Source organism: Hyphomonas polymorpha PS728, assembly GCF_000685315.1.
GTDB lineage: Bacteria > Pseudomonadota > Alphaproteobacteria > Caulobacterales > Hyphomonadaceae > Hyphomonas > Hyphomonas polymorpha.
In genome coordinates, this window is record NZ_ARYM01000019.1 from 1 (window position 1) to 25,202 (window position 25,202).

29 protein-coding genes and 1 riboswitch are annotated in these 25,202 nt (G+C 62.3%); of the genes, 11 read left to right on the plus strand and 18 right to left on the minus strand.

Going from position 1 to position 25,202, the window contains the following annotated elements; translation table 11 throughout:
- Positions 1-246: 246 nt before the first annotated feature.
- Together HPO_RS14655 and thiC are read right to left on the minus strand one after the other, a co-directional pair.
- Positions 247-756 (minus strand): ATPase, encoded by a 510-nt coding sequence (locus HPO_RS14655; protein ID WP_035600333.1) that lies wholly within the window; start codon positions 754-756, stop codon positions 247-249.
- A 6-nt stretch (positions 757-762) separates the two neighbouring features.
- Complete coding sequence (thiC, locus tag HPO_RS14660) at positions 763-2,658, minus strand: phosphomethylpyrimidine synthase ThiC (RefSeq protein ID WP_035600335.1); 1,896 nt, start codon at positions 2,656-2,658, stop codon at positions 763-765.
- A gap of 37 nt (positions 2,659-2,695) precedes the next feature.
- A riboswitch (TPP riboswitch) is annotated at positions 2,696-2,807 on the minus strand.
- A 103-nt stretch (positions 2,808-2,910) separates the two neighbouring features.
- Between thiC and HPO_RS14665 the strand changes: the two genes are divergently transcribed.
- Entirely contained in the window at positions 2,911-3,141 is a 231-nt protein-coding gene (locus HPO_RS14665) for a hypothetical protein (protein ID WP_035600337.1), read from the plus strand.
- Here the strand turns inward: HPO_RS14665 and HPO_RS14670 are convergent, their stop codons facing one another.
- Positions 3,142-4,110: a hypothetical protein gene (locus HPO_RS14670; RefSeq protein ID WP_035600338.1), complete on the minus strand. Its 969-nt coding sequence runs from the start codon at positions 4,108-4,110 to the stop codon at positions 3,142-3,144. It lies immediately after the preceding gene.
- Between the two features lie 170 nt (positions 4,111-4,280).
- Here HPO_RS14670 and HPO_RS14675 point away from each other — a divergent pair, with 170 nt between their 5' ends.
- Complete coding sequence (locus tag HPO_RS14675; protein ID WP_035600340.1) at positions 4,281-4,628, plus strand: ArsR/SmtB family transcription factor; 348 nt, start codon at positions 4,281-4,283, stop codon at positions 4,626-4,628.
- Positions 4,625-5,086, plus strand: a complete 462-nt coding sequence (locus HPO_RS14680; RefSeq protein WP_035600341.1) for an SRPBCC domain-containing protein — start codon at positions 4,625-4,627, stop codon at positions 5,084-5,086. Before HPO_RS14675 ends, HPO_RS14680 begins: the two co-directional genes overlap by 4 nt.
- Before the next feature lie 3 nt (positions 5,087-5,089).
- On the opposite strand, the gene HPO_RS14685 is transcribed toward HPO_RS14680, so the two are convergent.
- The 4 genes from HPO_RS14685 to HPO_RS14700 form a co-directional block, all read right to left on the minus strand.
- Positions 5,090-5,974 (minus strand): CE1 family esterase, encoded by an 885-nt coding sequence (locus HPO_RS14685; RefSeq protein ID WP_035600342.1) that lies wholly within the window; start codon positions 5,972-5,974, stop codon positions 5,090-5,092.
- A 101-nt stretch (positions 5,975-6,075) separates the two neighbouring features.
- Positions 6,076-6,417: an ArsC/Spx/MgsR family protein gene (locus tag HPO_RS14690; protein WP_035600345.1), complete on the minus strand. Its 342-nt coding sequence runs from the start codon at positions 6,415-6,417 to the stop codon at positions 6,076-6,078.
- A gap of 102 nt (positions 6,418-6,519) precedes the next feature.
- A complete protein-coding gene (locus HPO_RS14695; RefSeq protein ID WP_035600347.1) occupies positions 6,520-6,759 on the minus strand; it encodes a DUF2164 domain-containing protein in 240 nt (79 codons plus the stop codon).
- The gene (locus HPO_RS14700; RefSeq protein ID WP_035600349.1) at positions 6,756-7,505 is read right to left on the minus strand and encodes a phosphodiester glycosidase family protein; all 750 of its coding nucleotides are present in this window, start codon (positions 7,503-7,505) and stop codon (positions 6,756-6,758) included. The genes HPO_RS14695 and HPO_RS14700 overlap by 4 nt, the downstream gene beginning before the upstream one ends.
- A gap of 108 nt (positions 7,506-7,613) precedes the next feature.
- Here HPO_RS14700 and HPO_RS14705 point away from each other — a divergent pair, with 108 nt between their 5' ends.
- Positions 7,614-9,848: a spermidine synthase gene (locus tag HPO_RS14705; RefSeq protein ID WP_035600351.1), complete on the plus strand. Its 2,235-nt coding sequence runs from the start codon at positions 7,614-7,616 to the stop codon at positions 9,846-9,848.
- A gap of 11 nt (positions 9,849-9,859) precedes the next feature.
- Here the strand turns inward: HPO_RS14705 and rlmN are convergent, their stop codons facing one another.
- The gene (gene rlmN, locus HPO_RS14710; protein WP_035600354.1) at positions 9,860-11,029 is read right to left on the minus strand and encodes a dual-specificity RNA methyltransferase RlmN; all 1,170 of its coding nucleotides are present in this window, start codon (positions 11,027-11,029) and stop codon (positions 9,860-9,862) included.
- 188 nt (positions 11,030-11,217) lie between these two features.
- Between rlmN and HPO_RS14715 the strand changes: the two genes are divergently transcribed.
- On the plus strand, positions 11,218-11,853 hold the full coding sequence (locus HPO_RS14715; protein WP_084324349.1) for a YiaD family glycine zipper/OmpA-like lipoprotein: 636 nt from the start codon (positions 11,218-11,220) through the stop codon (positions 11,851-11,853).
- A gap of 74 nt (positions 11,854-11,927) precedes the next feature.
- Here HPO_RS14715 and HPO_RS14720 read toward each other — a convergent pair whose 3' ends face one another.
- Complete coding sequence (locus tag HPO_RS14720) at positions 11,928-12,443, minus strand: invasion associated locus B family protein (protein WP_241767933.1); 516 nt, start codon at positions 12,441-12,443, stop codon at positions 11,928-11,930.
- A gap of 108 nt (positions 12,444-12,551) precedes the next feature.
- On the opposite strand from HPO_RS14720, the gene HPO_RS14725 reads away from it, so the two are divergent.
- Together HPO_RS14725 and HPO_RS19900 are read left to right on the plus strand one after the other, a co-directional pair.
- The gene (locus HPO_RS14725) at positions 12,552-13,196 is read left to right on the plus strand and encodes a sigma-70 family RNA polymerase sigma factor (RefSeq protein WP_233349187.1); all 645 of its coding nucleotides are present in this window, start codon (positions 12,552-12,554) and stop codon (positions 13,194-13,196) included.
- 91 nt (positions 13,197-13,287) lie between these two features.
- Positions 13,288-13,962: a ChrR family anti-sigma-E factor gene (locus HPO_RS19900; RefSeq protein ID WP_051612655.1), complete on the plus strand. Its 675-nt coding sequence runs from the start codon at positions 13,288-13,290 to the stop codon at positions 13,960-13,962.
- A gap of 4 nt (positions 13,963-13,966) precedes the next feature.
- On the opposite strand, the gene HPO_RS14735 is transcribed toward HPO_RS19900, so the two are convergent.
- From HPO_RS14735 to HPO_RS14745, 3 genes are read right to left on the minus strand one after another with little or no spacing between them, the layout of a single operon-like run.
- Positions 13,967-14,497: an RNA methyltransferase gene (locus HPO_RS14735; protein WP_035600362.1), complete on the minus strand. Its 531-nt coding sequence runs from the start codon at positions 14,495-14,497 to the stop codon at positions 13,967-13,969.
- A complete protein-coding gene (locus HPO_RS14740; RefSeq protein WP_035600364.1) occupies positions 14,497-14,817 on the minus strand; it encodes a hypothetical protein in 321 nt (106 codons plus the stop codon). The genes HPO_RS14735 and HPO_RS14740 overlap by 1 nt, the downstream gene beginning before the upstream one ends.
- Positions 14,814-15,686: an isoaspartyl peptidase/L-asparaginase family protein gene (locus HPO_RS14745; protein ID WP_035600366.1), complete on the minus strand. Its 873-nt coding sequence runs from the start codon at positions 15,684-15,686 to the stop codon at positions 14,814-14,816. The genes HPO_RS14740 and HPO_RS14745 overlap by 4 nt, the downstream gene beginning before the upstream one ends.
- Before the next feature lie 97 nt (positions 15,687-15,783).
- On the opposite strand from HPO_RS14745, the gene HPO_RS14750 reads away from it, so the two are divergent.
- On the plus strand, positions 15,784-16,773 hold the full coding sequence (locus HPO_RS14750) for an NADPH:quinone oxidoreductase family protein (RefSeq protein WP_035600369.1): 990 nt from the start codon (positions 15,784-15,786) through the stop codon (positions 16,771-16,773).
- Between the two features lie 34 nt (positions 16,774-16,807).
- A complete protein-coding gene (locus tag HPO_RS14755) occupies positions 16,808-17,173 on the plus strand; it encodes a DUF1801 domain-containing protein (protein WP_162174053.1) in 366 nt (121 codons plus the stop codon).
- A 96-nt stretch (positions 17,174-17,269) separates the two neighbouring features.
- On the opposite strand, the gene dnaK is transcribed toward HPO_RS14755, so the two are convergent.
- Positions 17,270-19,165 carry a molecular chaperone DnaK gene (dnaK, locus tag HPO_RS14760; RefSeq protein WP_035600371.1) on the minus strand — a complete coding sequence of 632 codons (1,896 nt, stop codon included), beginning with the start codon at positions 19,163-19,165 and terminating at the stop codon, positions 17,270-17,272.
- Between the two features lie 286 nt (positions 19,166-19,451).
- Between dnaK and HPO_RS14765 the strand changes: the two genes are divergently transcribed.
- Together HPO_RS14765 and HPO_RS19905 are read left to right on the plus strand one after the other, a co-directional pair.
- Positions 19,452-19,676, plus strand: coding sequence for a DUF2061 domain-containing protein (locus tag HPO_RS14765; RefSeq protein WP_035600485.1), 225 nt, complete (start codon positions 19,452-19,454; stop codon positions 19,674-19,676).
- Between the two features lie 81 nt (positions 19,677-19,757).
- Positions 19,758-20,678, plus strand: coding sequence for an NHL repeat-containing protein (locus tag HPO_RS19905; RefSeq protein WP_051612657.1), 921 nt, complete (start codon positions 19,758-19,760; stop codon positions 20,676-20,678).
- A 25-nt stretch (positions 20,679-20,703) separates the two neighbouring features.
- Here HPO_RS19905 and HPO_RS14775 read toward each other — a convergent pair whose 3' ends face one another.
- From HPO_RS14775 to HPO_RS14795, 5 genes are all read right to left on the minus strand, one after another.
- A complete protein-coding gene (locus HPO_RS14775) occupies positions 20,704-21,270 on the minus strand; it encodes a nucleotide exchange factor GrpE (RefSeq protein ID WP_035600372.1) in 567 nt (188 codons plus the stop codon).
- On the minus strand, positions 21,270-22,358 hold the full coding sequence (gene hrcA / locus HPO_RS14780) for a heat-inducible transcriptional repressor HrcA (protein ID WP_051612658.1): 1,089 nt from the start codon (positions 22,356-22,358) through the stop codon (positions 21,270-21,272). The genes HPO_RS14775 and hrcA overlap by 1 nt, the downstream gene beginning before the upstream one ends.
- 55 nt (positions 22,359-22,413) lie before the next feature.
- Complete coding sequence (locus tag HPO_RS14785; RefSeq protein WP_035600373.1) at positions 22,414-23,127, minus strand: SdpI family protein; 714 nt, start codon at positions 23,125-23,127, stop codon at positions 22,414-22,416.
- Positions 23,124-23,420 (minus strand): metalloregulator ArsR/SmtB family transcription factor, encoded by a 297-nt coding sequence (locus HPO_RS14790; RefSeq protein WP_035600375.1) that lies wholly within the window; start codon positions 23,418-23,420, stop codon positions 23,124-23,126. The genes HPO_RS14785 and HPO_RS14790 overlap by 4 nt, the downstream gene beginning before the upstream one ends.
- 76 nt (positions 23,421-23,496) lie before the next feature.
- Positions 23,497-25,167, minus strand: a complete 1,671-nt coding sequence (locus tag HPO_RS14795) for a formate--tetrahydrofolate ligase (protein ID WP_035600377.1) — start codon at positions 25,165-25,167, stop codon at positions 23,497-23,499.
- Between the last annotated feature and the right edge of the window lie 35 nt (positions 25,168-25,202).

Consider the following 25,202-nt stretch of genomic DNA (forward strand, 5'->3'; position numbering starts at 1 on the left):
CGCTTAAAAATGGGATGATTACCGGGGCTTTGGCACGCGAAGCCTCGTAGGGTGGGTTAGCCGAAGGCGTAACCCACCGGGCGGCGGGTGCGGCGAGGGCAGACGGTGGGTATCGCTTCGCTCAACCCACCCTACCAATGCTAGCGCTTTGATGGAGAGGGTTTGTAACGACCGGATTGCAACTCGGCACGCCCAGAGGTGCCGTCTTTCGCGGCCGCTTTGAGCGCACGTTCTATCATGGCCCGGTCAGGGCGCTTTTGTGAACTGGTCGAAGATTTCATAGCTTTGTCCATTCCACTTATACCAATACCACAAGTCCGGCAGGTGACGATAGGTTGCTTCAAACAACTCCAATCCCCGATGATAGCGGCGTCTTATGTCCTTTTCAGGAATTCCGTGACCACCCATGGCCACGCGCTTTTCGACACGCGCGACGGCGAAGTCAGGCCCGGGGACTTCCAGAAAGATCAGGGTGACCGTGTACCCCTCAACCTGCCAAGCGGGAATTCTTTTGGTATATTGATTTGAGGAAAGCGTTGTTTCCACAATGAAATCCCGGTGGGCGGCAACCGTTTCCTCGAGTCGGCGGATGAGTTCTCTGCCGGCCGCCAATGGCGAAGCTGTCGTTGCGCTTTCTGCCTGTATCTCGTCAGCATTGAGGAACACTGCATTGGGGAAAGCCATCGGGACAAAGTGGCGGGCAAAAGTGGTTTTGCCCGCACCATTCGCGCCAGCTATGATAATAGCGTCCGGCATTCCGCTTTAATCAATCGCCTCTCTCTTCCGGCCATCCTCGGAGAGATAAATCTCCCCGCCCTTGTCCAGGAACTCGCGGCTTTTTTCCTCCATGCCCTTGCGGGCTTCGGCGGCCTGTTTTTCCAGGTCCATCCGTTCGTTCTCGGACATTCCGGCGGCGTAGTCGCGGACTTCCGCGGTGATCTTCATCGAGCAGAATTTCGGGCCGCACATGGAGCAGAAATGGGCCACTTTATGTGCGTCTTTCGGCAGGGTCTGGTCGTGGAAGTCGCGGGCGGTTTCGGGGTCGAGCGCCAGGTTGAACTGGTCTTCCCAGCGGAATTCAAACCGCGCGCGCGACAGCGCATCATCGCGCAGCTGCGCCGCCGGGTGGCCCTTGGCGAGGTCGGCCGCATGGGCGGCGATGCGGTAGGTGATCACGCCGACCTTCACATCATTCCGGTCCGGCAGGCCCAGATGCTCCTTGGGCGTCACATAGCAGAGCATGGACGTGCCAAACCAGCCGATCATCGCCGCGCCGATGCCGGAGGTGATGTGGTCATAGCCCGGAGCAATATCGGTCACCAGCGGCCCGAGCGTGTAGAAGGGGGCTTCGCCGCAGGCTTTGAGCTGCTTGTCCATGTTGATCTTGATCTTGTGCATCGGCACATGGCCGGGCCCTTCGATCATCACCTGGCAGCCCTTCGCCCAGGCGATCTTCGTCAGCTCACCGAGCGTTTCGAGCTCTGCAAACTGGGCCGCGTCGTTCGCGTCCGCAATCGCGCCGGGGCGTAGGCCATCCCCCAATGAGAAGGAGACATCATAGGCGCGCATGATGTCGCAGATTTCCTCGAAATGGGTGTAGAGGAAGCTCTCCTTGTGATGGGCGAGCATCCATTTCGCCATGATGGAGCCGCCGCGCGAGACGATGCCGCAGACGCGCTTTGCGGTGAGGTGGATATAGGCGAGGCGCACACCGGCATGGATGGTGAAATAATCGACGCCCTGTTCGCACTGCTCGATCAGCGTGTCGCGGTAGACTTCCCAGGTAAGGTCTTCGGCAATGCCGTTGACCTTCTCCAGCGCCTGATAGATCGGCACGGTGCCGATGGGCACGGGGCTGTTGCGGATGATCCATTCGCGGGTGTTGTGAATGTTGCGGCCGGTGGAGAGGTCCATCACATTGTCCGCGCCCCAGCGGGTCGCCCAGACCATTTTCTCCACTTCCTCTTCCACGGAGGAGGCAACGGCCGAGTTGCCGATATTGGCATTGATCTTCACAAGGAAGTTGCGCCCGATGATCTGGGGCTCAAGCTCGGCATGGTTGATGTTGGAGGGGATGATGGCGCGGCCACGGGCAATCTCTGAACGGACGAATTCGGGTGTGATGAATTCGGGGATCTCCGCGCCGAAGGAATTGCCCTGGTCAATCTGCGCGCGGGCGTTTTCGAGCGCCTGCTGCCGCCCGAGGTTTTCCCGCTCGGCCACATAGATCATCTCCTTGGTGATGATGCCGGCGCGGGCGAACTCGTATTGGGTCACCCTCTGGCCGGGCAGGCCGCGCAGGGGCCTGTGCTTCACCGGGAATTCGCGGGCGAGATATTTGCCGGTGGCGCCGCCATTGTCTTCGGGCTTTACGTCCCGGCCTTCATATTCCTCCACGCCGCCACGCTCCAGGATCCAGTCGCGGCGGCCGCGGGGCAGGCCTTTTTCCACATCGATCTCGGCGGCCGGGTCCGAATAGGGGCCGGAGGTGTCATAGACGCGCACCGGCGGCTCATTGGCAGACGGATGAAGGTCAATCTCCCGGTGGGGCACGGCAAGGCCGGGGGCGGGATGGGTATAGACCTTGCGGCTGGCGGGCAGGGCGCCGGTCGTGACTTTGGGGGCGTCGAAATCGCCGGGCTTGGTGGGCTTGTTCATCTGGGTCTCCAATCAACTGTGAAGACCCGGGAGCGTTTAGCGTCTCGGTTTCCGTTCCTACGCCGGCGCGACCCGGATCAGGTTCAAAGGGTGCTGGAGCGGTATCGGCCCCATCTCAGCGCTTGCCATGCGCGCCCCTCGGATAGGGGAACCATAGGGGAGATGGGCGGCCGGGGGAAGGGGGTGTGGGGAACCTTTGGCGCGGACGCGCATTGGTTAATTCGATAGGTTGAGCAGGGGCATCTGACACCAATGAAAGCGTTTCATGCAATCGTGACGGCCATTCTGGTCTTGTTCTTCGCCATCATGATGATCTTCCGCCTGGTAGACGGGTCCTTCGAATCCGCCGGCGCGCGGATGGACCGGATGATGGGCGCGGCGGCGACCGAGGCGAGCGCTGCAGCGAATGAGGTCGTCGAAGCGACCGACGCGGCGGTTGAGGATATCGCCGCTGATATTGCCAATGAGCGCGACGAGAACTGATCAGTCTGCGGCCAGGCTAGCGCCGACGGCCTTTTTCCATCTATTTGCCCGCTCGAGCTGTTCGTGGTCCTTGGCTGTCAAGGTTTCGGGAAGCTTGTAGAGTGCGTCCAGATAGGGCTTTGCCTTTTCTGCCAGCGGGCGGGCGCGGGCATCGAATTCCGCTTTCCGCGCCAGCATCTCGTCTTCTTCGAAGATCAGGTCACGAAGCATTTCGTGGCGCCAGTACCAGCCTCCATTTCGCATCTGGAAGTCTTCACTGTAATGATGGCCCCAGCCGGTGAGCACTTCAACTTCCTGGCCGTATAGCCGGGCGAGGTAAAAGTTGAGGTCACGGCGATGGCTGGGGCAGGAGGCTTGCAGCATCTGGAGCCGGGTTTCAGCCAGGACAAACAACGGCTGATCGGATTTCATGAAAACGTTTTTGTCCCACAGTCGGGCCTCGTCCGCCAAGCGGCTGGCGGAATGGGCTGCATATGGGCAGCCGGAATAAGGTTCTCCGGAAAGCAGGCGCGGGGGCATACCTGCCTCTGCCAGCGCCACCCCATAGGGCAGCACCCGGTCAATCAGTACGCCCGTGGCCTGACTGTACCCGAAGTAATCGATACTTGAGCCATCGGACTTCTTAAGGACGGCCGGGCCAATTCGCGGGTTCCATGAACTGTCATTGAGGCTGATCGCGCGCTCGGCAAGATCGACATAGTGGGCCAGCTTCTGCCTGTCCGGGGTGGCCTGGATTACGGCGCCCAGCAGCGTGGCAGCGAGGGCCTGAACATGAGTTCTGGCTTGGCAGGTTGCCACCGCCCATTCGGCCAGCGTTGCAACGGGCGCTGCGTCGGATTGCGCGCCTCGCCCAATGGATTCAACCATTTCATAGAGGCGTTGCTCGGCATCCTCGGGGCAGGGTTCGGCTTCTGCATGAGCGGTGATGCTGAAAGCCAGCAGGCTGAACGCGGCGAGGGCAAGGCGCATGAATGGGCGGCTCCGGGTTGGTGCTCGCCAGAAACTAACGGAGGGCCTGCGGGTCTCCTACCCCCGGAAGAGGGGCAACGACGAAACCATTAGGCCAAGGCGATCAACTGGAAAGTTAGGGGATAACCTAAGTATATTGACTCGCCCGGCGGCGCGCGATACTAAGGCATATGACTAACCATTCACCGATCGATCCTCACCTTCTCGACCGGGGTTTCAGTGCCCTGGCAGATGCGACGCGCCGGGACATCATTGCGCGACTGTCGACAGGGGAGGCAAGCGTGACCGATCTCGCGGCGGGCTATGACATGGCTCTCCCAAGTTTTCTGCAGCATGTGCGTGTCCTGGAAGCGGCGGGCCTCATAACCACGGTGAAAACCGGGCGTGTGAGAACTTGCCGGCTGGAGACGCAGCGTCTTGCCGACCTGGACCGCTGGATCACCCGTTATCAAGCCGCCTGGCAAAGCCGGCTCGACCGGCTCGGCGACTTGCTCAATCAAAAAGGAGATACCCAATGACCCATCAGACGATGGTGCACCGGACCGAAACACTCGAGAGAACCTATGCGGCGAGCCCCATGCGGGTGTTCCGGGCTTGGGAAGATCCAGAGATACGGCGTATCTGGGGTGCTCCGTCCACTGATGTCGAGATCCGCAATGAAGCCGCGGATTTCCGCGTTGGCGGCGAAGATATCCAGATCTGCATGGTGGGCGGCGAGCCGGTGGCCACGGTAGTCGGGCGCTATCTTGATATCGTGCCAGACGCGCGGATCGTTTATTCCGAGGCAATCAGCGAGGGATCCACACTGCTGGGCGTGAGCCTGATTTCGGCCGAGTTTATCGGCGTGGAAAACGGAACGCGTATGGTGCTTACCCTGCAGACAGTCGCGGTGGACGGTTCAGACCTGCTCGAAGGCGTCAAGGTCGGATGGACGAATGCGCTCGATAACCTTGCGGGCGTGCTGATCCCTGCCTGACGATCAGCGCTGGCTGTTGAAGAAGGTGAGAAGGGTGTCTTCGATCTGATAGCTGGCGGCGGCCCGCGAAGCCCATTCATGGCCGCCGGTTTCTGCGCTCAGGGCCAGCAGGGTTGAGCCTCCTGCGCAGGCGCGTCGGATTTCGGTCAGGCCGGGCGCAGGCGAGGCGATGCCTGGCGCGCCGCAGCCTTTGAGGCGGGCAAGCTCTACTTCCGCCTTTTCAAAACCAAGGTGCGGCTGCGTGCGCCAGCGTTCGGCTTTGTCATCCGGGTTGCCGGAATAACTCAGCACCTCGTCATCCTTGGCATGGTACATGAAGATCGACGTACGCGCGGGAAGGGCGGGTTGGTCGGCAAAGATGGCGCCGCTGATCGGGGCGATGGCACGGGGAGCGTCTTTCATCTGCCCGGCGACCCGGTAGGACAGCATCGCGCCGTTGGAATGGCCCACCAGGAATATCCGTGTGCGGTCTATTCCGATCTTGCGGTCAAGCGCGTCGACCGCCGCGTTGATGTAGGTGGCTTCATCGATGTTCTGGCGCTGGGCATAGGCGCAGCAATGGGCGGCGTTCCAGGTCCGCAGCTTTTCGCCGTCCCTGCGGGAGGAGCCGTTCATATAGACCACCGCATAGCCCGCTTCGGTGAAGGTGCGGGCCAGCTTGCGGGATTTTGACGCCATCCACTCTGCGCCGCCGCCGCCGCCATGGAAAACCAGCACAACGGGCATACCTCGGCGGGTGTCTTGCGGAGTGTAGAGAATAAACTCGCGTTGGTCCTTGCCTGCCTTCACCGAAAGGGTTTCGGCTTTGGGGGAGGGGCCCGGCGCGGCGGCTGCCACCCCTCCGAGCAGTATGCAGCTTAAAATCAGGGTCGCGATCAAGGGGCGCATCACACGTCTCCGGCAGCCAGTCCGTGTTCAACGTATGGCGGCTTTATCATCCGTCGCGCGGCCTGGAGAAAATTTCGGGCGCTTTGCCCTCGCTGTTCTCGTCAGCCGATCTTTGCCTTGGTTTCGGCGGTCCAGCCTACAAGCACCTCATCGCCCGTCTCGATCACCGGGCGTTTGATCAGAGTGGGGTTGCCCAGCAGCAAGCCTTCGAGAGTAACACCGCTCGCCCGCGCCTTGTCTTCGTCCGACAGGCTGCGCCAGGTGGTGGAGCTGCGATTGACGAGTTTTTCGCCCACCGCCGCAATCCAGCGTGGCAGTTTGGAGGGAAGGTCGGCCTCGGCGCGAATGTCCACAAACTCGGCGGGTTTTCCGGCCGCTTCGAGCTCCTTGATCGCCTTCTTGCAGGTGTCGCAGTTTTTCAGGCCGTAAAGCGTGGGCGTCATGGGGGGGCTCTTCCAATTATTGGTACGGGGTCTGGGAGGCAGATATGGCCGACCCGGAGGATCCGCAACCGGCTTATCCGACCTGTAAGAAGCGCTCAGCAGTCAGGCGGGATCGTCCACGAAAACCTCGCCATCGAGATCATCAAGACCCCGCTGCAGGTGCATACGCACATCCTGCACAGCTTCATTGTAGACTGCCGGACCGATCAGCGCCGTCATGCGGTCCACCAGTTCGCCCGCCTGGAACGGGCTGAGGGCAATGTCGAAATCCTGCGACGCCAGCTTGCAGAGTTCATCGACAAGGCGCTGGCGGCGTTCTGGCGAAAGGACGAGTGTTTTCATTCCCGGATGACGCCGACGATGGGGCCCATGTCCAGCCCGGTCTCGACGCGCTCCAGCGCTGGCACATACACCTTTGAGACCGCCCCATCGAGATAGAGCGCGTTGGGCGTGCCAAGCTCGTCCCGGAAGAGGCGCGCGAACGAATGGAAGTTCACGGAAACATCGCTGATGACGAAATAGACAGTGCGGCCATCTGCGCTGACGCCAACACCGTTGCGGCGGCGCAGGCTCGTGCCATCCGGATTGAGCGCCGGGTGAAGCTCGCCATCAATCACCAGCATCGGGCCGGACTGGGTGGCAAAGCGCGGCGGGGCATCCTTGAACCGCTCATCGAAGGCAAGGGTTTCGGAAACGCCCGCCCGGCCGTTATCGATCCAGAAGACCCCATTGGGCAGCATGCCGAAATTGCCGGGCCCAGCCGAGCGTACCAGGCCCATCTCCGCTTCGCCGTCCTCGATATAGAGGCCCACGGGCCGGCGGTCGTCATGATACATGCCGGCATTCATGGCGAAGACGAGGTTGCCCCCCTGAGAGGCTACGTGATTGGCCAGCCGGTCAAACTGGCCGAAGGGGGTGCCGGTCTCATCGCGCAGGAAAAGCCGGATTGTATCCTGCGAAGCATCAAACTCGCATACAAGATAGGGAAGGTTTTCAAAGGTTTGCGTCTTGCAGGGGCCTTCTTCCGCGCTGCCGCAGGCTGAAAGAACCGCGCCACAGAGGGCCAGGAGAAAGGGAGGCAAACGCATTCCTTGCAGGTTAATCATCAGCCGTGGATTCGCAACTGCGCCAAGTGTCTATGCTGTGAAAGCTGTCCTTTACCCCCCTTTGATAGTCTTGCGTTAAAGGGGTCCTCGATGAACCAGCCTTCCGCCGCCCACGCGCCGCCCGCCGGTCCCCTCCTGCACAGATTTGCCGGCTTGCCCTTTGTCGTGACCGTGTTTCTGTCAGCGGCGCTGGTCTTCCTCGTCCAGCCAATGTTTGCCCGCATGGCAACGCCGCTGCTCGGCGGGTCTCCGAATGTCTGGAATGTGTCGCTGGTTTGTTTTCAGGCGGCGCTGCTGGCTGGATATGCCTACGCCCACCTGCTGACGCATCTCGTGAAGTCGCTTTCCCGGCAGGTGATGGTGCATGGCGCGCTGCTCGTTATCGCCGCGCTTGTCCTGCCGTTTGAATTGACCGGCCTCTTTGGCGATCCAGATCCCGCGCGCCCGGCGCTCTGGCTGATCGGGGTGTTTGCCGTTTCGATCGCGCCGCCCTTCGCGATCATTTCGGCAACCGCCCCGCTGATCCAGGCATGGTATGCGCGCACGGGCCGGGACGATGCCCACGATCCCTACCATCTCTATGCCGCCAGCAATGCCGGTTCGCTCCTCGGGCTGGCAGCCTATCCGTTGCTGCTGGAGCCGCTCGCGCCGCTGGCAGGGCAGGCGATGGCCTGGTCGGCCGGGTATGGCGTGCTGCTGGTGCTGCTGATCGGCTGCGGCCTGCTGACGATGCGCGCGCCTGCCGAGGGAGCAGTGCCGGTTTCTACAAGCCAGGCGGCACGTAGCGCTGAGCCCTCTCCAAGCGTCTGGCGCCAGCGCCTCTGGTGGCTTGTTCTGGCCTTCGTTCCCTCCAGCCTTCTCGTCGGCGTGACCACGCATATCTCCACGGATGTGGCCAGCGCGCCCTTCCTCTGGGCGCCCCCTCTGATGCTCTATATCGGCAGCTTCATCGTGGTCTTCGCCAAACGGCCACCTATCAGCCTGCCGGCCGCGATGACCATCCTGCCGGTATGCGCGGGGCTTGCCCTCTTTGTGCTGACGAAGGTGTCGGGCGTGCCGACACTGCTTACCTTCGTTGTCCATCTGACGGCCCTGTTCTTCGCTGCCGTTGCCTGCCATGGCCTTCTGGCAAACGACCGCCCGGAGACGGGCCGCCTCACCGAATTCTATCTTCTGATGTCGCTGGGGGGTGTCCTGGGCGGCGCGTTCAATGCGCTGCTCGTGCCTGTCATCTTCACCACTGTCGCCGAGTATCCGCTGATGCTGTTGGCGGCGCTGCTGCTGATGCCTCAGCGTTACTGGCTTGGGCCGACCTGGATGATCGTGGTGGCGGCGGTTGCCGGCGGCTTGGCGATCATTGCGCAGTATGTGTACGAAGTTCCCGCCTTGGCGCGTGAGCCGGAGCGATCCTTCTTCGTGCTTCTGGTTCTGGCGCTCGTGGCGCTTTACGCAGTGCGCCGCTCCCGGCTTGCCAGCGTCGGCGCTGCCGCCGCAATCTGGGCAATAGGCGCCGCGACGAGCCCGACGGTGGGCACTTATTCAGAGCGCGGATTTTTTGGCGTGGTGAAGATCCACGACCGGGACGGCTACCGCGTCATGGTGCATGGTACCACGCTGCACGGCGCCCAGGCCCTCGGTGAAGAAGCCTGGCGGCCTGCCACCTATTATGCGCCGGAAACACCCATCGGCCAGGTCTTCGCAGGCCATACGCGCCCCGGCAGGGTTGGCGCGCTGGGCCTGGGGGCGGGGTCTGTGGCCTGCTATGCCGGGGAAGGGCAGCACTACACCTTCTATGAGATCGACCCCATCGTTGCCCGCCTCGCCAGCGATCCGGCACGTTTCACATACCTCTCTGAGTGCACGCCCGATGCGGACATTGTTCTGGGCGATGGCCGGCTCACCCTGGTTTCAGAGCCGGAAGGCGCATTCGACATTCTGCTGATCGATGCCTTCTCGTCAGACTCCGTACCCGCTCATTTGATGACCCGGGAAGCCGTCGCGCTTTATCTTTCCCGCCTGAAGGAAGACGGCGTCCTGCTGCTGCATGTTTCCAACCGCTATATGGCGCTCGAAACGGTCGTTGGCCGCGTCGCCGGTGAACTCGGCGCGCCCGCCCGCATGCAATATCACACCGTACGGGAAACGGGCTATCGCGCTCAATCCAGCGCAGTCGTGGCGATTGCCCGAAATGATCTCGCGCTCGCGCCCCTGGATTCCACCGGCGTGTGGAGTGTTCTGGAAAGCGATGGGGGCCGTGCATGGACGGACGACTATTCCAATATTCCCGGCGCCATCTGGGACCGCCTGGTGCACAAGCGCCGCTGATGCAGGGGCTGTTAGCCCTGCGTTTCTGAGCCTTCGGCCGCCAGGCGCTGCTTGCGCAGTTCGCTGGCGCGGACCTTGACGCTTTCCGACCGCAGCTGCCCGCAAGCGGCGAGAATATCCCGGCCGCGCGGTGTGCGGATGGGGGAGGCATAGCCTGCGCGGTTCAGCACTTCGGCGAAGGCTTCAATCGTCTCCCAGTCCGAACACTCATAGGGCGAGCCTGGCCAGGGATTGAACGGGATGAGGTTGATCTTCGAAGGCACGCCTTTCAGCAGCTTCACCAGATCGCGCGCTTCGGCCAGCGTGTCATTGACGCCTTTCAGCATCACATATTCGAAAGTCACGCGCTTGGAATTGCCAAGGTCCGGGTACGCACGGATCGCTTCGAACAGCGTTTTGATGTCATACTTTCGGTTCAGCGGGACGAGTTCATTACGCAGATCGTCATTGGTGGCGTGCAGCGAGATGGCCAGCATTGCGCCGGTGCGCGCGCCAAGCTCCGGGATCTTCGGGGCGACGCCTGCCGTTGAGACCGTAATGCGGCGCCGGCCGATGGAAATGCCATCGCCATCGGAAATCGTGTCGATCGCCTCGGCCACATTGTCGAGATTGTAGAGCGGCTCGCCCATCCCCATGAAGACGATATTCGTCAGGCGGCGGTCTTCATTGGAGGAGGGCCATTCGGCAAGCGCGTCGCGGGCGATGATGACCTGCTGGACGATTTCCTGCGCGGTCAGGTTGCGCACCAGCGCCTGGGTGCCGGTATGGCAGAAAGTGCAGTTCAGCGTGCAGCCGACCTGTGAGGAGACGCACAACGCGCCTGCCTTGCCGACATCCGGAATATAGACGCTTTCGCCTTCAACGCCGGGGGCGTAGCGGGTCAGCCATTTCTGCGTGCCATCGCGGCTCACCTGATGGTCGGCGATATCCGGACGGTCGATCTCGAACTTCTCGGCAAGCTGCGCGCGCAGATCCTTGGCGATGTCGGTCATCGCGGCAAAATCGGTCACCCCGAAATGGTGAATCCAGCGGCGCAGCTGGCGCGCGCGCATGCTGGCTGGCTTGGGCTCAAGGCCGAGGGCCTCCAGCTCCGCCTTGAGCGCGGGAACCGAAAGGCCCGTCAGGCGTTCCTTGCCAGGCACAGCGTTATTCCGGCGGCTGAGGTCGAGGGTTATTGTCATGGGCGGGCCTATAGCATGAGCAGACGCATAAGGAAAACGGCGCGAACATGGACAGAGTTTAACGCGCCAGAATTCGAAAATCCCTTCATTTCAGAGGGAAAATAGAAAATTCATCGCCCAGTTGGCCTCCGTTCATATTGATCATGCCACAGGCGGTAATGTTACTTCATCCACAGGGAGTCCTTCTCATGAAGAAATCAGTTCTCATCGCGGCCGCACTGATGCTGCCGATCGTTCATGCTTGCGAAACCGGCCCCAGTCAGCGCGTTCTCACCACGGGCGCTGCCGGTGCAATCCTCGGCGCTGGCGCCGGGATGATGGCGGGCGGTGACGACAGACGTAACGCGGCCATCGGCGCTGCCGTTGGCGCCGTCGCTGGCGCATCGGTTGGCGTCTACATGGACCGGCAGGAAGAAAAACTGCGTCAGCAGACTGCAGGCACCGGCATCGAGATCGAGCGTCAGGGTGATCAGATTGCTCTGACCATGCCCTCGGGCATTTCCTTCCAGCAAGGCAGCGCAACGATCCAGCCGAGCTTCTTTCAGACGCTGAACCAGGTTGCTGCCACGCTGAACGAGTACCCCTCGACCGCTGTTGACATCCGTGGCCACGCCTCTTCGGAAGGCGCCCGCGATTTCAACCAGCGCCTGTCGCAGCAGCGCGCCGATGCTGTGCGCGGCTACCTCGTCAACCAGGGTGTGCAATCGGTTCGTATGTCGGCTATCGGCATGGGCATCGACTATCCGGTGGCTGACAATTCGACCGAAGCGGGCCGGTCTCAGAACCGCCGCGTTGAGATCATCCTGACGCCGGTTACCCAGTAATCGCGGCAGGTTCAGGAACCTGAGCAGTCAGGCGGCGGTCTCCTTCGGGAGGCCGCCGCTTTTCGTTTGGCCGGTCAGCGGCAGGCTTCTTCGGCCTTGGCAATCGCGTCGGCCGAGCCGCTGAGGGAGAATCGGTAAGTGACATTCGTTCCGCGCGCTGACTGGGCGGTGACGGTCAGGCTGGAGCCTTTCTTCAGCGCGTCGACAATGCGCGGATCATCGGCATCGTCCGCAAAGCTCTCGCGGCCGGCAACAAACATCTGCCAGGAAGACCGCCCGATGGTGGTCTTGGGGGCTTTATCGGCCTTGAGATCATAGGTGACCCGGAAGCTCGGCTGGTTCCTGGCCTGGCCAGACTTCCAGCTGGTCACATAGTACCAGACATCGCCATGCTTGACCGAAGAGGGGGCCTTGGAGCTGGCCTCGGTGGCGGCATAGCAGATCAGATCACCGCCTTTTTCCTCGGTGAACACCGCCCAGTCCTTGAACCGTCCAAGCGCTTTTGGCTCGGCCACCGCAGCCCCCGAAATGGCGGCCGCCAGGATCACGAGACCGAGAGGCCGCGCGATACGTGTCGTTTTCTGTTGCATGTTGGATAAAATACTCACACATTACCTCCGACGCTCCCAGACCCATACACCGGGGGCTATCTCAAGCAAAACACCTGACGCGGGCACAACAGGGAAATTACAAGCGCCATGGTTGCCTTACCGTTCCTGAAGACAGACAATGCGCGTTCGTATCCCCGAAAGGCCCGGCGCGTGTTCGACCATACCGTCCGCATAGCAGACCCGGTCATGCGGGAACGGCATGCAGACCAGATGGCTGCCATTGCCGAACGCCGGTGCCGCAACGCCTTCTCCGAACTGTTCAGCTATTATGCCCCGCGCGTGAAGGCTTTCATGTTGCGCTTGGGGGCGGGGGACGCCGAAGCCGAGGAACTCGCGCAGGAGGTGATGATCGCCGTCTGGCAGAAGGCGGGAATGTATGACCGGCAGCAGGCCTCGGTCTCTACGTGGATTTTCAGAATTGCGCGTAACCGCCGGATCGACGCCCAGCGGCGCCAGCGCCGCCCCGAACTCAATGCAGACGATCCGGTGCTGCAGCCACCGGAGATCCAGACCCCAGATGAAACGGTATCCCGCGAGCAGCTGGACGCCGCCGTGCGCCAGCGGCTGGCCAGCCTGCCACAGGATCAGCTGATCCTGGTCCAGGCCGCGTTTTATGATGGTCTCTCCCATTCGGAGATCGCCAGAGCCTTCAATCTACCGCTGGGCACGGTCAAATCCCGTATCCGGCTGGCATTCATGCGGCTGAAAGGAGAACTGGAAGGCGGGATCTGACCCGGCAACTGCAATCTCCGGCTGTGTTTCCTTGACGAAATATCAAACCGGACAATGTTTGCTGAAAGGAATAGAGATACCCCTGACGCCAATGACTGCTGCCCCGCAAAACTCCTTCAGCGAACTCTACAGCGCCTATGCGGCGGGATGTATTGATCCCGCCTTTGCCATGATGCTGGAGGCCCAAAGTCTGATACGTGCCGATGTGCGCGGCTCGGTTGCCGTAAGCGAGATGATCGCTGGCAACTTCCTTGAGGCGGCGCCTGCGGCCCGGATGAGCGCCGGCGCGCTGGAGCGCACGCTCGCCCTGATCGACGCGCTCGAGGTTCCGGTTGAGATTCAGCGCGCTGCCGGAAAATCGGCTGGGGACGCAATTAACGAGTTGCTCAGCCTGCCTGAGCCTGTGCGTTCTGCGGCGCTTGATGCGGCAGGCCGGCAGGGCTGGCAGATGCTTGGGCTGGGCCTGAAGCGGCTCAAGCTGGATGTGGGCTCTTCCATGGATGTGGAGCTTTACCGGATCGCGGCCGGCTCCAGGATCCCGCGGCATTCCCATGGCGGCAACGAGTTCACGATGGTTCTTGCCGGCGGCTTCACTGATGAGCGGGGCACTTATGGGCCAGGCGATGTCAGCATGAATGGCCCCAACGATACACATCAGCCCGTCGCGGATGAGGACGAGGTTTGCTACGCCCTTGCCGTGCGCGATGGCGGCCTGCGGTTCACCGGTGTCATGGGCATGGTGCAGAAGCTGCTCGGCGTGCGCTGAAGGCTCAGCGGCCGGCTTTTTTTCTGTCAGGACCCTGAACATGTTTGCGGCGTGCGCCCTCCGGGCCGCCCGGCATGATGGGTTTGGGGCCATAGCCGCCCATCGAAAGATGCCGGTCATACATGACCAGAGCGCCCGCCAAGCTGACATTGATACAGAAACGGGTCGGGATCTTCACCACATGCGCGCAGCGCTCAAGCGCAGCGGCAGAGAGGTTGCCCTTTTCCGGCCCAAGGATATAGGCCGCCTGCGGAGGATGCCGGAAGACGGGCAGCTCCACGGCGTCATCGGTCAGCTCGATCCCGACCAGTTGGCAGCCTTTGGGCAGCTGCATCTCGTCCAGTGAGTCCCACTGATAATAGGGAATCTGGCCTGCGGATTTGGAGGTGTCCGATGCGTAGGCTTCCTTGAGATTGCGTTCTGCACCGATCGAGAAAACGAAGCTCGCGCCAAAGGCATGGGCCGTACGCATAAGCGCGCCGAGGTTCATCGGCTTGGAGATGCGCTCGGAGCCTATGGCGAAATAGCCCCGCATCAGAATGCCCCCAGCCAGAAGCGGCCAATCGCGACGACAATCAGCAGGGCAAGGGGGCCGGCCAGGGAAACCCGGCGGGCGAGCTTCATATGGGCAAGCGGTTTGGGATAGTCTGTCTCCAGATATTTCGCCGCCTCGGTGTCGGCCGGCTCCCGGCCCAGAGACAGGATGGCCGCGCGGTATTCGACATCATTCGGGCCGCCGCCAAACTTTGCGGCCAATGCCCGGCGCAGAACCATGGATATCATCATCCGCATCTGCGCGGCCAGCGCGATGGCAAAGACGATGATGACGGCGAGAGCCCAGAAAAGCACGGTCATAGGAAGGTTGCCACTTCGAAACGGCCTTTCCAGTCAGCTAGGCCGCGTTTCAGTCCGCTGGAATTGAACCCAGCTGCGAGGTCGCCATTGGCGGAGACGCCGATCATCCCGCCATTGCCGCCGAGACGTTTGACATCGTCCAGGGCGCCCCTGAGGGCAGGGGCCAGCGTCTCACCGCCATAGCGGATGCGGGCGGACACATCGGCGGCGGCGTTCGCCCGGATGAAATATTCGCCAAGACCGGTGCAGGAAATGGCGCAGCGTTCGTCCGCCCAGGTGCCAGCCCCGATGATCGGCGTGTCACCGATCCGGCCGGGGGTCTTGGAGAGAACACCGCCGGTGGAGGTGGCGGCGGCCATATCGCCATAGATGTCGAGCGCAACGGCGCCGACCGTGCCCATCTGCACTTTGCCGTCCTGGACGGTGTCTTCATCAACCGCCCCGTAATAACTTGCCGGATCAGTGACGCGGTCAAGGCCTGCGGCGCCGGCGATGGCAGCGGCGCCCTTGCCGACGATCAGCACGTTGGGGGTTTTCTCAAGCACGACGCGGGCGGCGCGGATGGGGCTTTCAAAGCCCTGCAGCGCGCCGACAGCACCGGCATTGCGTGTGCGCCCGTCCATGATGGCGGCGTCGAGTTCCCATTCCCCGGCCGTATTGGGGCTGGCGCCCTTGCCGGCGACATAAAGACCAGAGGCTTCCAGGTCGAGCACCATGGCTTCGACGACATCGAGCGCAGCTTCGCCGTTCGCGAGCGCCTCGGCCCCGCGTCTCAGCAGGCCTGCGATGTGTGCCTCTTCCGGGGCGTAGTCGCGGCCGGGGATCGGTCCGGCGCCGCCATGGATGGCGATGGCCCAGATTTTCGACATCGTTGCGGGTCCTTTCCCCTTGCGTAAGGCTTGGCGCCTGCTCGCGGCATGGCTACCGTCTGAAGGTCGAAACAACAAGCTTTGAAGGGAGAGGCATATGAAAGCCGTACTGTCGAAAGTGGTCGGTGGGCCAGAAACACTCGTGATCGAGGATGTGCCAGTGCCAACCCCTGGCAAGGGGCAGGTTCTGGTGCAGGTGAAAGCGTGCGGGGTGAACTATCCCGACGTGCTGATCATTCAGGACATGTACCAGTTCAAGCCGCCGCGCCCGTTCTCTCCGGGCGGGGAAGTGGCCGGGATTGTCTCGGCTGTGGGCGAGGGCGTTGCCCATGTGAAGCCGGGCGACCGGGTGCTGGCTTCCACCGGCAATGGCGGCATGGCCGAATATTGCCTCGCGCCGGCCCATGGCGTGATGCCGATCCCCGAAGGGATGCCGTTCGAGGAGGCCGCTGCCTTCCTGATGACCTATGGCACCTCTTACTACGCCATCAAGGATCGGGGCGATCCCAAGCCCGGCGAGAAGCTGCTGGTGCTGGGCGCTGCCGGCGGGGTGGGCATTGCGGCCGTGGAACTTGGTAAGGCCATGGGCCTGGAAGTGATCGCTGCCTGCTCCAGCCAGGAGAAGGTGGATTTCTGCCTGTCCAAAGGCGCGGACAAGGGCCTTGTCTATGAGCGCGAACTGGACCGGGACGGGCAGAAGAAATTCTCAGACGACATCAAGGCCGTTTCCGGCGGCGGGGTCGACATCATATATGACGGCGTGGGCGGCAATTATGCCGAGCCGGCCGTGCGCGCGATGAACTGGGAAGGGCGCTTCCTCGTGATCGGCTTCCCGGCGGGCATTCCGAAGCTGCCGCTGAACCTGACGCTCCTGAAAAGTTGCGATGTGCGCGGTGTATTCTGGGGCGCGGCGGTAGCGCGAGACCCGAAGGCCCACCAGCAGAACGTGAAGGAGCTGTTCGACCTCTACAAGGCCGGCAAGATCCGACCGCATGTTTCCAACACCTATCCGATGGAGCAGGCGGCCGATGCCATCCGTGAACTGCAGGACCGCAAGGCGCAGGGCAAGGTCGTGGTGACGATGTAGCATGCCGGGGAAATCAGCCACTCCGGATGAATTCATGGCGGCGCTTGCGCACCCCAAACGCGCAGAGGCCGAAGCCCTGCGCAAGATCATCCGGGGCCTGAAGGCCCCCCGCTTCGAGGAAGGCATTAAATGGAACGCGCCCAGCTATTCGCTTGGTGGTGTGCACTACCTCACCTTCAATTTCGGGGACCTGAAATCGGTTCGTCTGATTTTCCATTGCGATACGGCGCGCAAGGAAAATAAGGGCGGGCCGCCACTGATTGCCGATGAGACGGGGCTGCTGGTCTTCCAGTCCGATATTCGTGCCCTGGCGGCGTTTGGCGGAATGGAAGAGGTGACGGTAGCCGAGAAGAAGCTGCCTGGGCTCGTGAAGCGGTGGATTGAAGCGGCGCAGGCATAAGACCAGAAGCTCTGCCCGGCGCAGCGCTGCCCCGCAAAAGAAAAACCCCGCCGGAGTGATCCGGCGGGGTTTTGTTTGTGTCGGGATGAACCAGCCTTACTTGCGCTCGTCGACTTCTTCAAAGTCGGCGTCGACGACATCGTCATTGCTGGACTGGGGCGCGTCTTCCCCCTCAGTGGCGCCAGCACCCTGAGCGGCGTAGATGGCTTCGCCGAGTTTCATTGCGGCGTTCATCAGGGCCTGATGCTTGGCCGAGATGTCGGCGGTGTTGTCGCCGGCCGCGGCTTCTTTCAGATCGGCGATGGCTTTTTCGATCTCGCCTTTCACCACGTCGGAGACTTTCGAGCCGTGCTCGACCATCTGCTTCTCGGTCTGGTGGATCAGGGCTTCGGCGTGGTTCTTGGCTTCGACCAGTTCGCGGCGGGCCTTGTCACCGGCGGCGTTGGATTCAGCTTCAGCCATCATCTTCTTGATGTCGGCTTCAGAGAGGCCGCCATCTGCCTGGATGGTGATCTGCTGTTCCTTGCCGGTGGCCTTGTCCTTGGCCGAGACCGAAACGATGCCGTTGGCGTCGATGTCGAAGGTGACCTCGATTTGCGGCAGGCCGCGCGGGGCCGGGGCAATGCCTTCGAGATTGAACTGGCCGAGCTGCTTGTTGTCAGCAGCCATTTCGCGCTCGCCCTGGGCAACCTTGATGGTCACCGCAGGCTGGTTGTCCTCTGCCGTCGAGAAGACCTGGGACTTCTTCGTCGGGATCGTGGTGTTGCGCTCGATCAGGCGGGTGAAGATACCGCCAAGGGTTTCGATGCCGAGCGAGAGCGGGGTCACGTCGAGGAGGACCACGTCTTTGACGTCGCCTTGCAGGATGCCGCCCTGGATCGCGGCGCCGATGGCGACGACTTCATCCGGGTTGACGCCCTTATGGGGCTCGCGGCCAAAGAATTTCTTCACCGCTTCCTGGACGGCCGGCATGCGCGTCATGCCGCCGACGAGGACGACTTCGTCAATGTCGGAAGGAGACTTGCCGGCATCCTTCAGAGCTTTCCTGCACGGCTCGATGGTGCGCTGGACGAGGTCTTCGACCAGGCTTTCGAACTTGGCGCGCGTCAGTTTGATGTTGAGGTGTTTCGGGCCGGTCGCGTCTGCCGTGATGAAAGGCAGGTTCACTTCATACTGGCTGGCCGAAGACAGCTCTTTCTTGGCCTTTTCGGCTTCTTCCTTGAGGCGCTGGAGGGCCAGCTTGTCGGCCTTCAGGTCGATGCCCTGTTCCTTCTTGAACTCTGCAGCCAGGAAATCGACGACGCGCAGGTCGAAGTCTTCACCGCCGAGGAAGGTGTCCCCATTGGTGGAAAGCACTTCGAACACGCCATCACCGATTTCGAGCAGTGAGACGTCGAAAGTGCCGCCGCCAAGGTCGTAGACGGCGATGGTCTTGTTGCCGCCCTTGTCGAGGCCGTAAGCGAGGGCTGCGGCGGTCGGCTCGTTGATGATGCGGAGCACTTCAAGGCCGGCGATGCGGCCAGCATCCTTGGTGGCCTGTCGCTGGGCATCGTTAAAGTAGGCCGGGACGGTGATGACGGCCTGGGTAACCTTGGAGCCGAGATAGGCTTCAGCGGTCTCTTTCATCTTGGTGAGGATGAAGGCGGAGATTTCCTGCGGGGCGTAATCCTTGTCGCGGCCTTTCACCCAGGCGTCGCCGGCAGGGCCTTTGACGATGGCGAAGGGGGACAGTTCCTTGTCCTTCTGCGCGGTCGGATCGTCGAAGGTGCGGCCGATCAGGCGCTTGATGGCGTAGAAGGTGAAGTCAGGGTTGGTCACCGCCTGACGGCGCGCGGGCATACCGATGAGGCGTTCGCCGCTTTCAGTGAAGGCCACCACCGACGGGGTCGTGCGGGCGCCTTCTGCGTTTTCGATGACCTTGGCCTGGCCGCCTTCCATGACGGCCACGCAGGAGTTGGTGGTGCCGAGGTCGATACCGATGATCTTGCTCATATATGTCTCTCTCTTTCGTCAGCCGCCACTGGCTTCGTTTGGGTTCGGTCTGCTCAGCAGCCCCGCGCCGCCAATGGCTCTATCAAGGGTTCAGTTTTGAGCAGCGAGTTGGGGGATTAAATCCGCTCGCTTCTTTGGCCCTCGATATGGGGAACTGTGGGGCAGGCTCAAGAGGCCATGACAGATTTGCCCCATAGGCGCGCTCTATGACGCGGGCAACCTGTTCCGATTTGAAAATCATTCTCAAAGAGCGCATATGTCCTCTCATGAGAATGAGGTTTCCCCCATGCCGCGCCCGGCCCTTAAGACCCTGACCTATAGCGCCATGCACTTTGCCGTGGCCATCTCCGTCGCCTTTGCCCTGACCGGCAGCTGGCATGCCGCGCTGGCGATCGGGATGATCGAGCCGCTGGTGCAGACGGTGGCCTATACGCTGCATGAGCGCGCCTGGGAACGGATCGGCATTGGTGGCCGTCGCGTACCTGAGGCGGCGGCCGAGGCGGTTGGCTGAAGGGGTATTCTCCCACGGAACAGCTGGCCAGCCGGGCAGGGCTGAGGCAGGGTTGGCTCCGGAAAACTCTGGGAGAAATTCATGCGCCTGTTGGCAGCCGCCAGTGTGACGGCGATTTCACTTGTTCTTCTGGGCGCGTGTGGGCCCGCGAGCGTGCCAGCCGACCAGCCTGATGCGGTCGAAGCTGCTGCCGATGCTGAGGAAGCGGCCGGACCTGAGACAGCGGCGGCGAGCGCGCCACGGCTGGAACAGCTGTGGGTAACCGATGGCTTCGACGCGCCTGAGGGCGCCGCCCTTGCGCCTGATGGCAGCTATTTCATTTCCAATGTGACCGGGGACGGCAGCACAAAGGAAGGCAAGGGGTTTGTGTCCAAGCTGGGGGCGGACGGCACAGTGCTGATGCTGCGCTGGGCCGAGGGGCTGGACGCGCCCAAGGGCATGACGGTGCTGGGCGATACCCTCTATGTGGCCGATATCGACCAGGTGGTGACATTCGACGTCCATAACGAAACAAAACGGGACACGATCAGCATCGACAGCGCCCAGATGCTGAACGACATGACGGTCTGGCAGGGCGAGGTGCTGGTTTCAGACTCCGGCGCGGCGAGCATTCACCGGTTGACACCGGAAGGTCCGCGGCTCCTGGGCGCCTCCACCGATTGGGCAGGCATCAATGGCTTGCTGGGGGATGGCGAGCGGCTGCTGATCTCAACGATGGCCGAGGGCTATCTGATCGAACTGCGCGGCGCTGACGCTGAGCAAATCCTGGCGCGCGGCATGAAGGATGCTGACGGTGTTGGCCTGGTGCCGGGCGGCGGGTATCTGGTGTCGAGCTGGCCGGGCCATATCCATTATGTCAGCGAAGACGGGCAGGTGACGACGCTGCTGGATACCCAGGCAGGCGGCATCCTGCAGAATGACCTGTCCGTGTTCGGCGATGTGGTGATCGTGCCCAACTGGCTGCCGGGCACGGTTACGGCGTGGCGGGTGGTGCGGGACTGATCCCGCACCTTAGCCGCATCCGTATTCAGTTCGCCGGGCCGGTGCTGACGGCCACCATGGCGGCGCGCAGGGTGCGATCGCCAATACGCCAGCCGGGCTGGAAGAGCTGCGCGATGGTGCCCGAAGGCTGCTCCGACGGGATTTGCGCCACGGCCTGATGGACGTTGGGGTCAAACGGCGCGCCGGGATCTGCCGCCACAGGCACAACGCCGTGCCGGGAGAGGGCGGTGTTGAGTTCCTTGGCGGTCATCTCAATGCCACCGAGGAGGTTTTTCCCGGCATCTGTAAGCCCGCCGCGCTCGCTTTCGGGCAGGGCGTCAAGGGCGCGGGCGAGATTGTCCGATACGCTGAGCAGGTCAGCGGCGAATTTCTCGATGGCATAGATGCGGGCTTCGCTGACCTGGCGGTCAGCCCGCTTGCGGGTGTTGTCGAGGTCGGCCAGCAGGCGCAGGATCTGGCCGTTCATATCGGCCTTCTCTGCCTCAAGGCGCACAATCAGCTCCTCGACCGTGACGGTTTCTTCCGCCTTGGCTTCAGGGTTTACACCGGCGTCGATTTCAGCGGCTTCACCCGGTTTGTTTTCGTCGCTCATCACTTCCCATCCTTTCCGCGCCGGGACGAGAGGATCTCCCCCACGACCTTTGCGGTATAATCTACCATCGGGATCACCCTGGCATAATTGAGCCGTGTTGGCCCGATCACTCCGAGTGCCCCGATCACATGTTTTGTGCCGCCCATATAGGGTGCCACGATCACACTTGAACCAGACAACGGAAAAAGCCTGTTTTCTGACCCGATGAACAGACGCACGCCGCCCGCTTCGCGCGTTGTGTCGAGAATTTCAAGCAGGCTTTGCTGCCGTTCAAGCTCGTTGAACAATTGCCGCACCCGGTCGAGATCCTGGGCGGCCTTGGCGTCTTCCAAAAGATTGGCGCGGCCCCGCACGATCAGGCTGCGGCCGCGGCCCGGCGCGTCTCCGCCCCATTCGGCAAGGCCTGCTTCGACGAGGGCTGTGGTGGCCGCGTCCAGCGCCGCGCGCCGGTCCTGCAGTTCGGCGCGCACCTCGCTGGCCGCCTCGGCCAAGGTGCGGCCCTTGAGGCGCGTGGAGAGGTAGTTTCCCGCCTCGATCAGCGCGGTGGCAGGCAGGCCATCTGGCACCTTGAGGATGCGGTTTTCAACGTCGCCGTCCTCGGTGACAAGCACGCAGAGGGCCTCTCCGCCGGCAAGGGGAACAAATTCGACATGCCGCACCGCCGCGTCCCGGGCGGGGGAGGCGACAAGGCCTGCCCCCCCGGCAAGGCCGGAGAGGATGTCGGAGGCTTCCCCCAGAACCGCTTCCAGATCGGTGCCCGCGGAGGCCAGCCGGTCGTCGATCTGTTTCTTGTCTTCCCGGGAAGGGTCTCCGTATTCGAGGAAACCGTCGACGAAGAGGCGCAGGCCCTTGTGGGTGGGCGCGCGGCCGGCAGAGATGTGGGGGGCGTCGAGCAGGCCGAGGTCTGTCAGGTCTGCCATCACATTGCGGATGGAGGCCGGGGAGAGGGCAATGCCCGCCTTGGAAAGGGTGCGCGAGCCGACCGGCTCGCCCGTTGCCAGATAGCCCTCGACGATCTCCCGGAAAATGTTCCGGGAGCGCTGGTCGAGCCGTTGCATGAGGCTGAGGATGTCTGACTGGTCCGCCATGTCTCTGGATTAAGGGCGGTACATGCGCGGTTCAATAGTGTTGATGGGGCCAGCCTTAGATGGTGAGGCCGGATCCGGCATCCCGGTCGTCAGCCTTGCGCCAGACGAAGTAGGAATAAACCGCAGCAATGAGGGCAGCGGAGACCACCAGGACCGACAGCTGCAGGCCCAGCCAGATGCCGCTGAAGAGAAAGGCGCCCGCCATACCCAGGGCGCCGGCAACCATGAACAATGGGCCCGCCAGGCGGTGGGTCTTCTCCCAGGCGATGTCCGAAGACAGGGTCCAGGGGGTGCGGATGCCGAACATGAAGCTGGAGCGGGTTTTCGGCAGGTAATTGCCGATGACGATGAAGAGGGCGCCGCAAGCCGCGATCACCAGACGGACCATCGTGTCGGAGTAAAGGGTATCCTCCCCGGTTCCCAGCATGCCGAAGGCGATGCCGCCTTGAACGAAGGTCAAGAGCGTCATGACGCCGACCCATGTCGCCAGATAGGCCCGCCGCCCGGTATCGATATTGCGTTTGCGCGGATCAATCGCCGGGACGAGCGCGAGAAGGAGGCCGGTCAGAAGCACGGTGCCTGGAAGGATCAGCAGATAGACCCAGGCGTCACTCTTGCTCGCAAACTGATCTGCCTGTCCGTCCGAGCCCCAATGAACCGGAATATCGCCGGTTTCGGGCAGGGCGTTCCAGGTGGTGAGCGCGATGCCGGATGTGAGCAGAAAGGCGATGGCCGATGCGATCAGGCCGGTGCGGATAAAGGGTTTCATTCGGCTGCCTCCTTAAGGTCGTCATCGCCATTGTCCCGGCCCAGCAGCCCGAGCAGGGCGGTGGCTGCGTCTTCCAGAACGCTTGTGTTCACGCGGTAGAGGATCTGGTTTCCCTGCCGCTCGGCTGTAATCAGCTCGGCCTCCTTCAGCACCGCCAGATGGCGGCTCATGGTTGGCCAGCTCGCCTCGAACTCTGCTGCAAGGTCGCCGGCGAGGCGGGGCCCCTTGCGCAGCAGGGCGAGAAGCTGCCGGCGGGCCGGATGGGCCAAGGCTTTGAAAACGCTGTTTTCCATATCTGCTAATTAGCAATTATGCTAATATCGAGTCAAGAGCTATTTTTGGGTTTAGCTAAATAGATCTATGGCCGGGTCAGTTCAGCCCTTCGATCTGGCCGTGGGCATTGAGGTGGATATGCTCGGCGGCGGGGCGGCGCGGAAGGCCAGGCATGGTCATGATGTCGCCGCAGATGGCGACAACGAAGCCCGCCCCGGCAGCGAGGCGCACTTCCCGAAGACGGACCACATGGCCTTCCGGCGCGCCGAGCAGGGCAGGGTCTGTGGAGAAGCTGTACTGGGTCTTCGCCATGCACACGGGCAGGTGGCCAAAGCCGGCCTTTTCCCATGCGGCTAGCAGGTTTTTCACCGCGCGGGCTGCCTCCACCCGGTCTGCCCGGTAGATGGATTTCGCCACGGCTTCGATCTTTTCCAGCAGGGAGAGATTGTCCGGGTACAGCGGCTTGAAATCGGCAGTGCCGTCTTCGATCAGTTTGACCACGCTGCGGGCGAGGGTTTCAGCGCCCTTGCCGCCTTCGGCCCAGTGGGTGCAGAGCGCGACGGATACGGAGAGTTTTTCGCAATAGGCCTGCAGGGCGTGAACTTCGCCTTCGGTGTCGGTAGTGAAGCGATTGATCGCCACGACGACCGGCAGGCCAAAGCTGCGCAGGTTTTCGATATGGCGGGCGAGATTGGCGAGGCCCTTTTCCAGCGCTTCATAGCTGACCTTGCTCAGCTCATCCTTGGCGAGGCCGCCATGCATCTTCAGCGCACGGATGGTGGCAACGAGAACCACGGCATCGGGCGCAAGCCCCGCCTGGCGGCATTTGATGTTGAGAAATTTCTCGGCGCCAAGGTCTGCGCCGAAGCCGGCTTCGGTGACAACATAGTCGGCCATTTTCAGAGCAGCGCTTGTGGCGATCACGGAGTTGCAGCCATGGGCGATGTTGGCGAACGGGCCGCCATGCACGAGGCAGGGGTTGTTCTCCAGCGTCTGGACAAGGTTTGGCAGCATCGCGTCGCGCAACAGCGCCATCATCGCGCCGGTGGCCTTGATGTCAGCGGCGGTAACGGCGACCTTCTCACGCGTATAGCCAACGATAATGCGGGACAGGCGGGCCTCCAGATCTTCCGCATCTGTTGCAAGGCAGAGGATGGCCATCACCTCGGAGGCGACGGTGATGTCGAACCCGGTTTCGGAAGGGGCGCCGTTGCCGGGCCCGCCAAGGCCGGAGACGATATTCCTCAGGCTACGGTCGTTCATGTCCATCACGCGGCGCCAGCTGGTGCGCACGGTTTCCAGCTTGGGCTCACCGCCCCAATGAATGTGGTTATCGACGAGGGCGGAGAGAAGATTGTGGGCCGAGGTGATGGCGTGGAAGTCGCCGGTGAAATGCAGGTTGATGTCTTCCATCGGCACGATCTGGGCAAGGCCGCCGCCGGTGGCGCCGCCCTTCATGCCGAAACAGGGGCCGAGTGAGGGCTCGCGCAGGCAGAGAAGTGTGTTCGCGCCGATGCGGTTCATCGCGTCGGCAAGGCCGATCGAGGTGGTGGTCTTGCCCTCCCCGGCGGGGGTGGGGTTGATGGCGGTGACGAGGATCAGCTTTCCGTCTGGACGGGCGGACTGGCGCTGCAGGAAGCCGGCCGAGAGTTTTGCCTTGTCGTGGCCGTAGGGGATGATGTCTTTCGGGGCCGCGCCAATGCGGGCGGCGATGTCCTGGACCGGCAGTTTCTTCGCCGCGCGGGCGATCTCGATATCTGTGGCCATCGCTATTCTGCTCTCCCGTTGACAGCTGCCGGTGT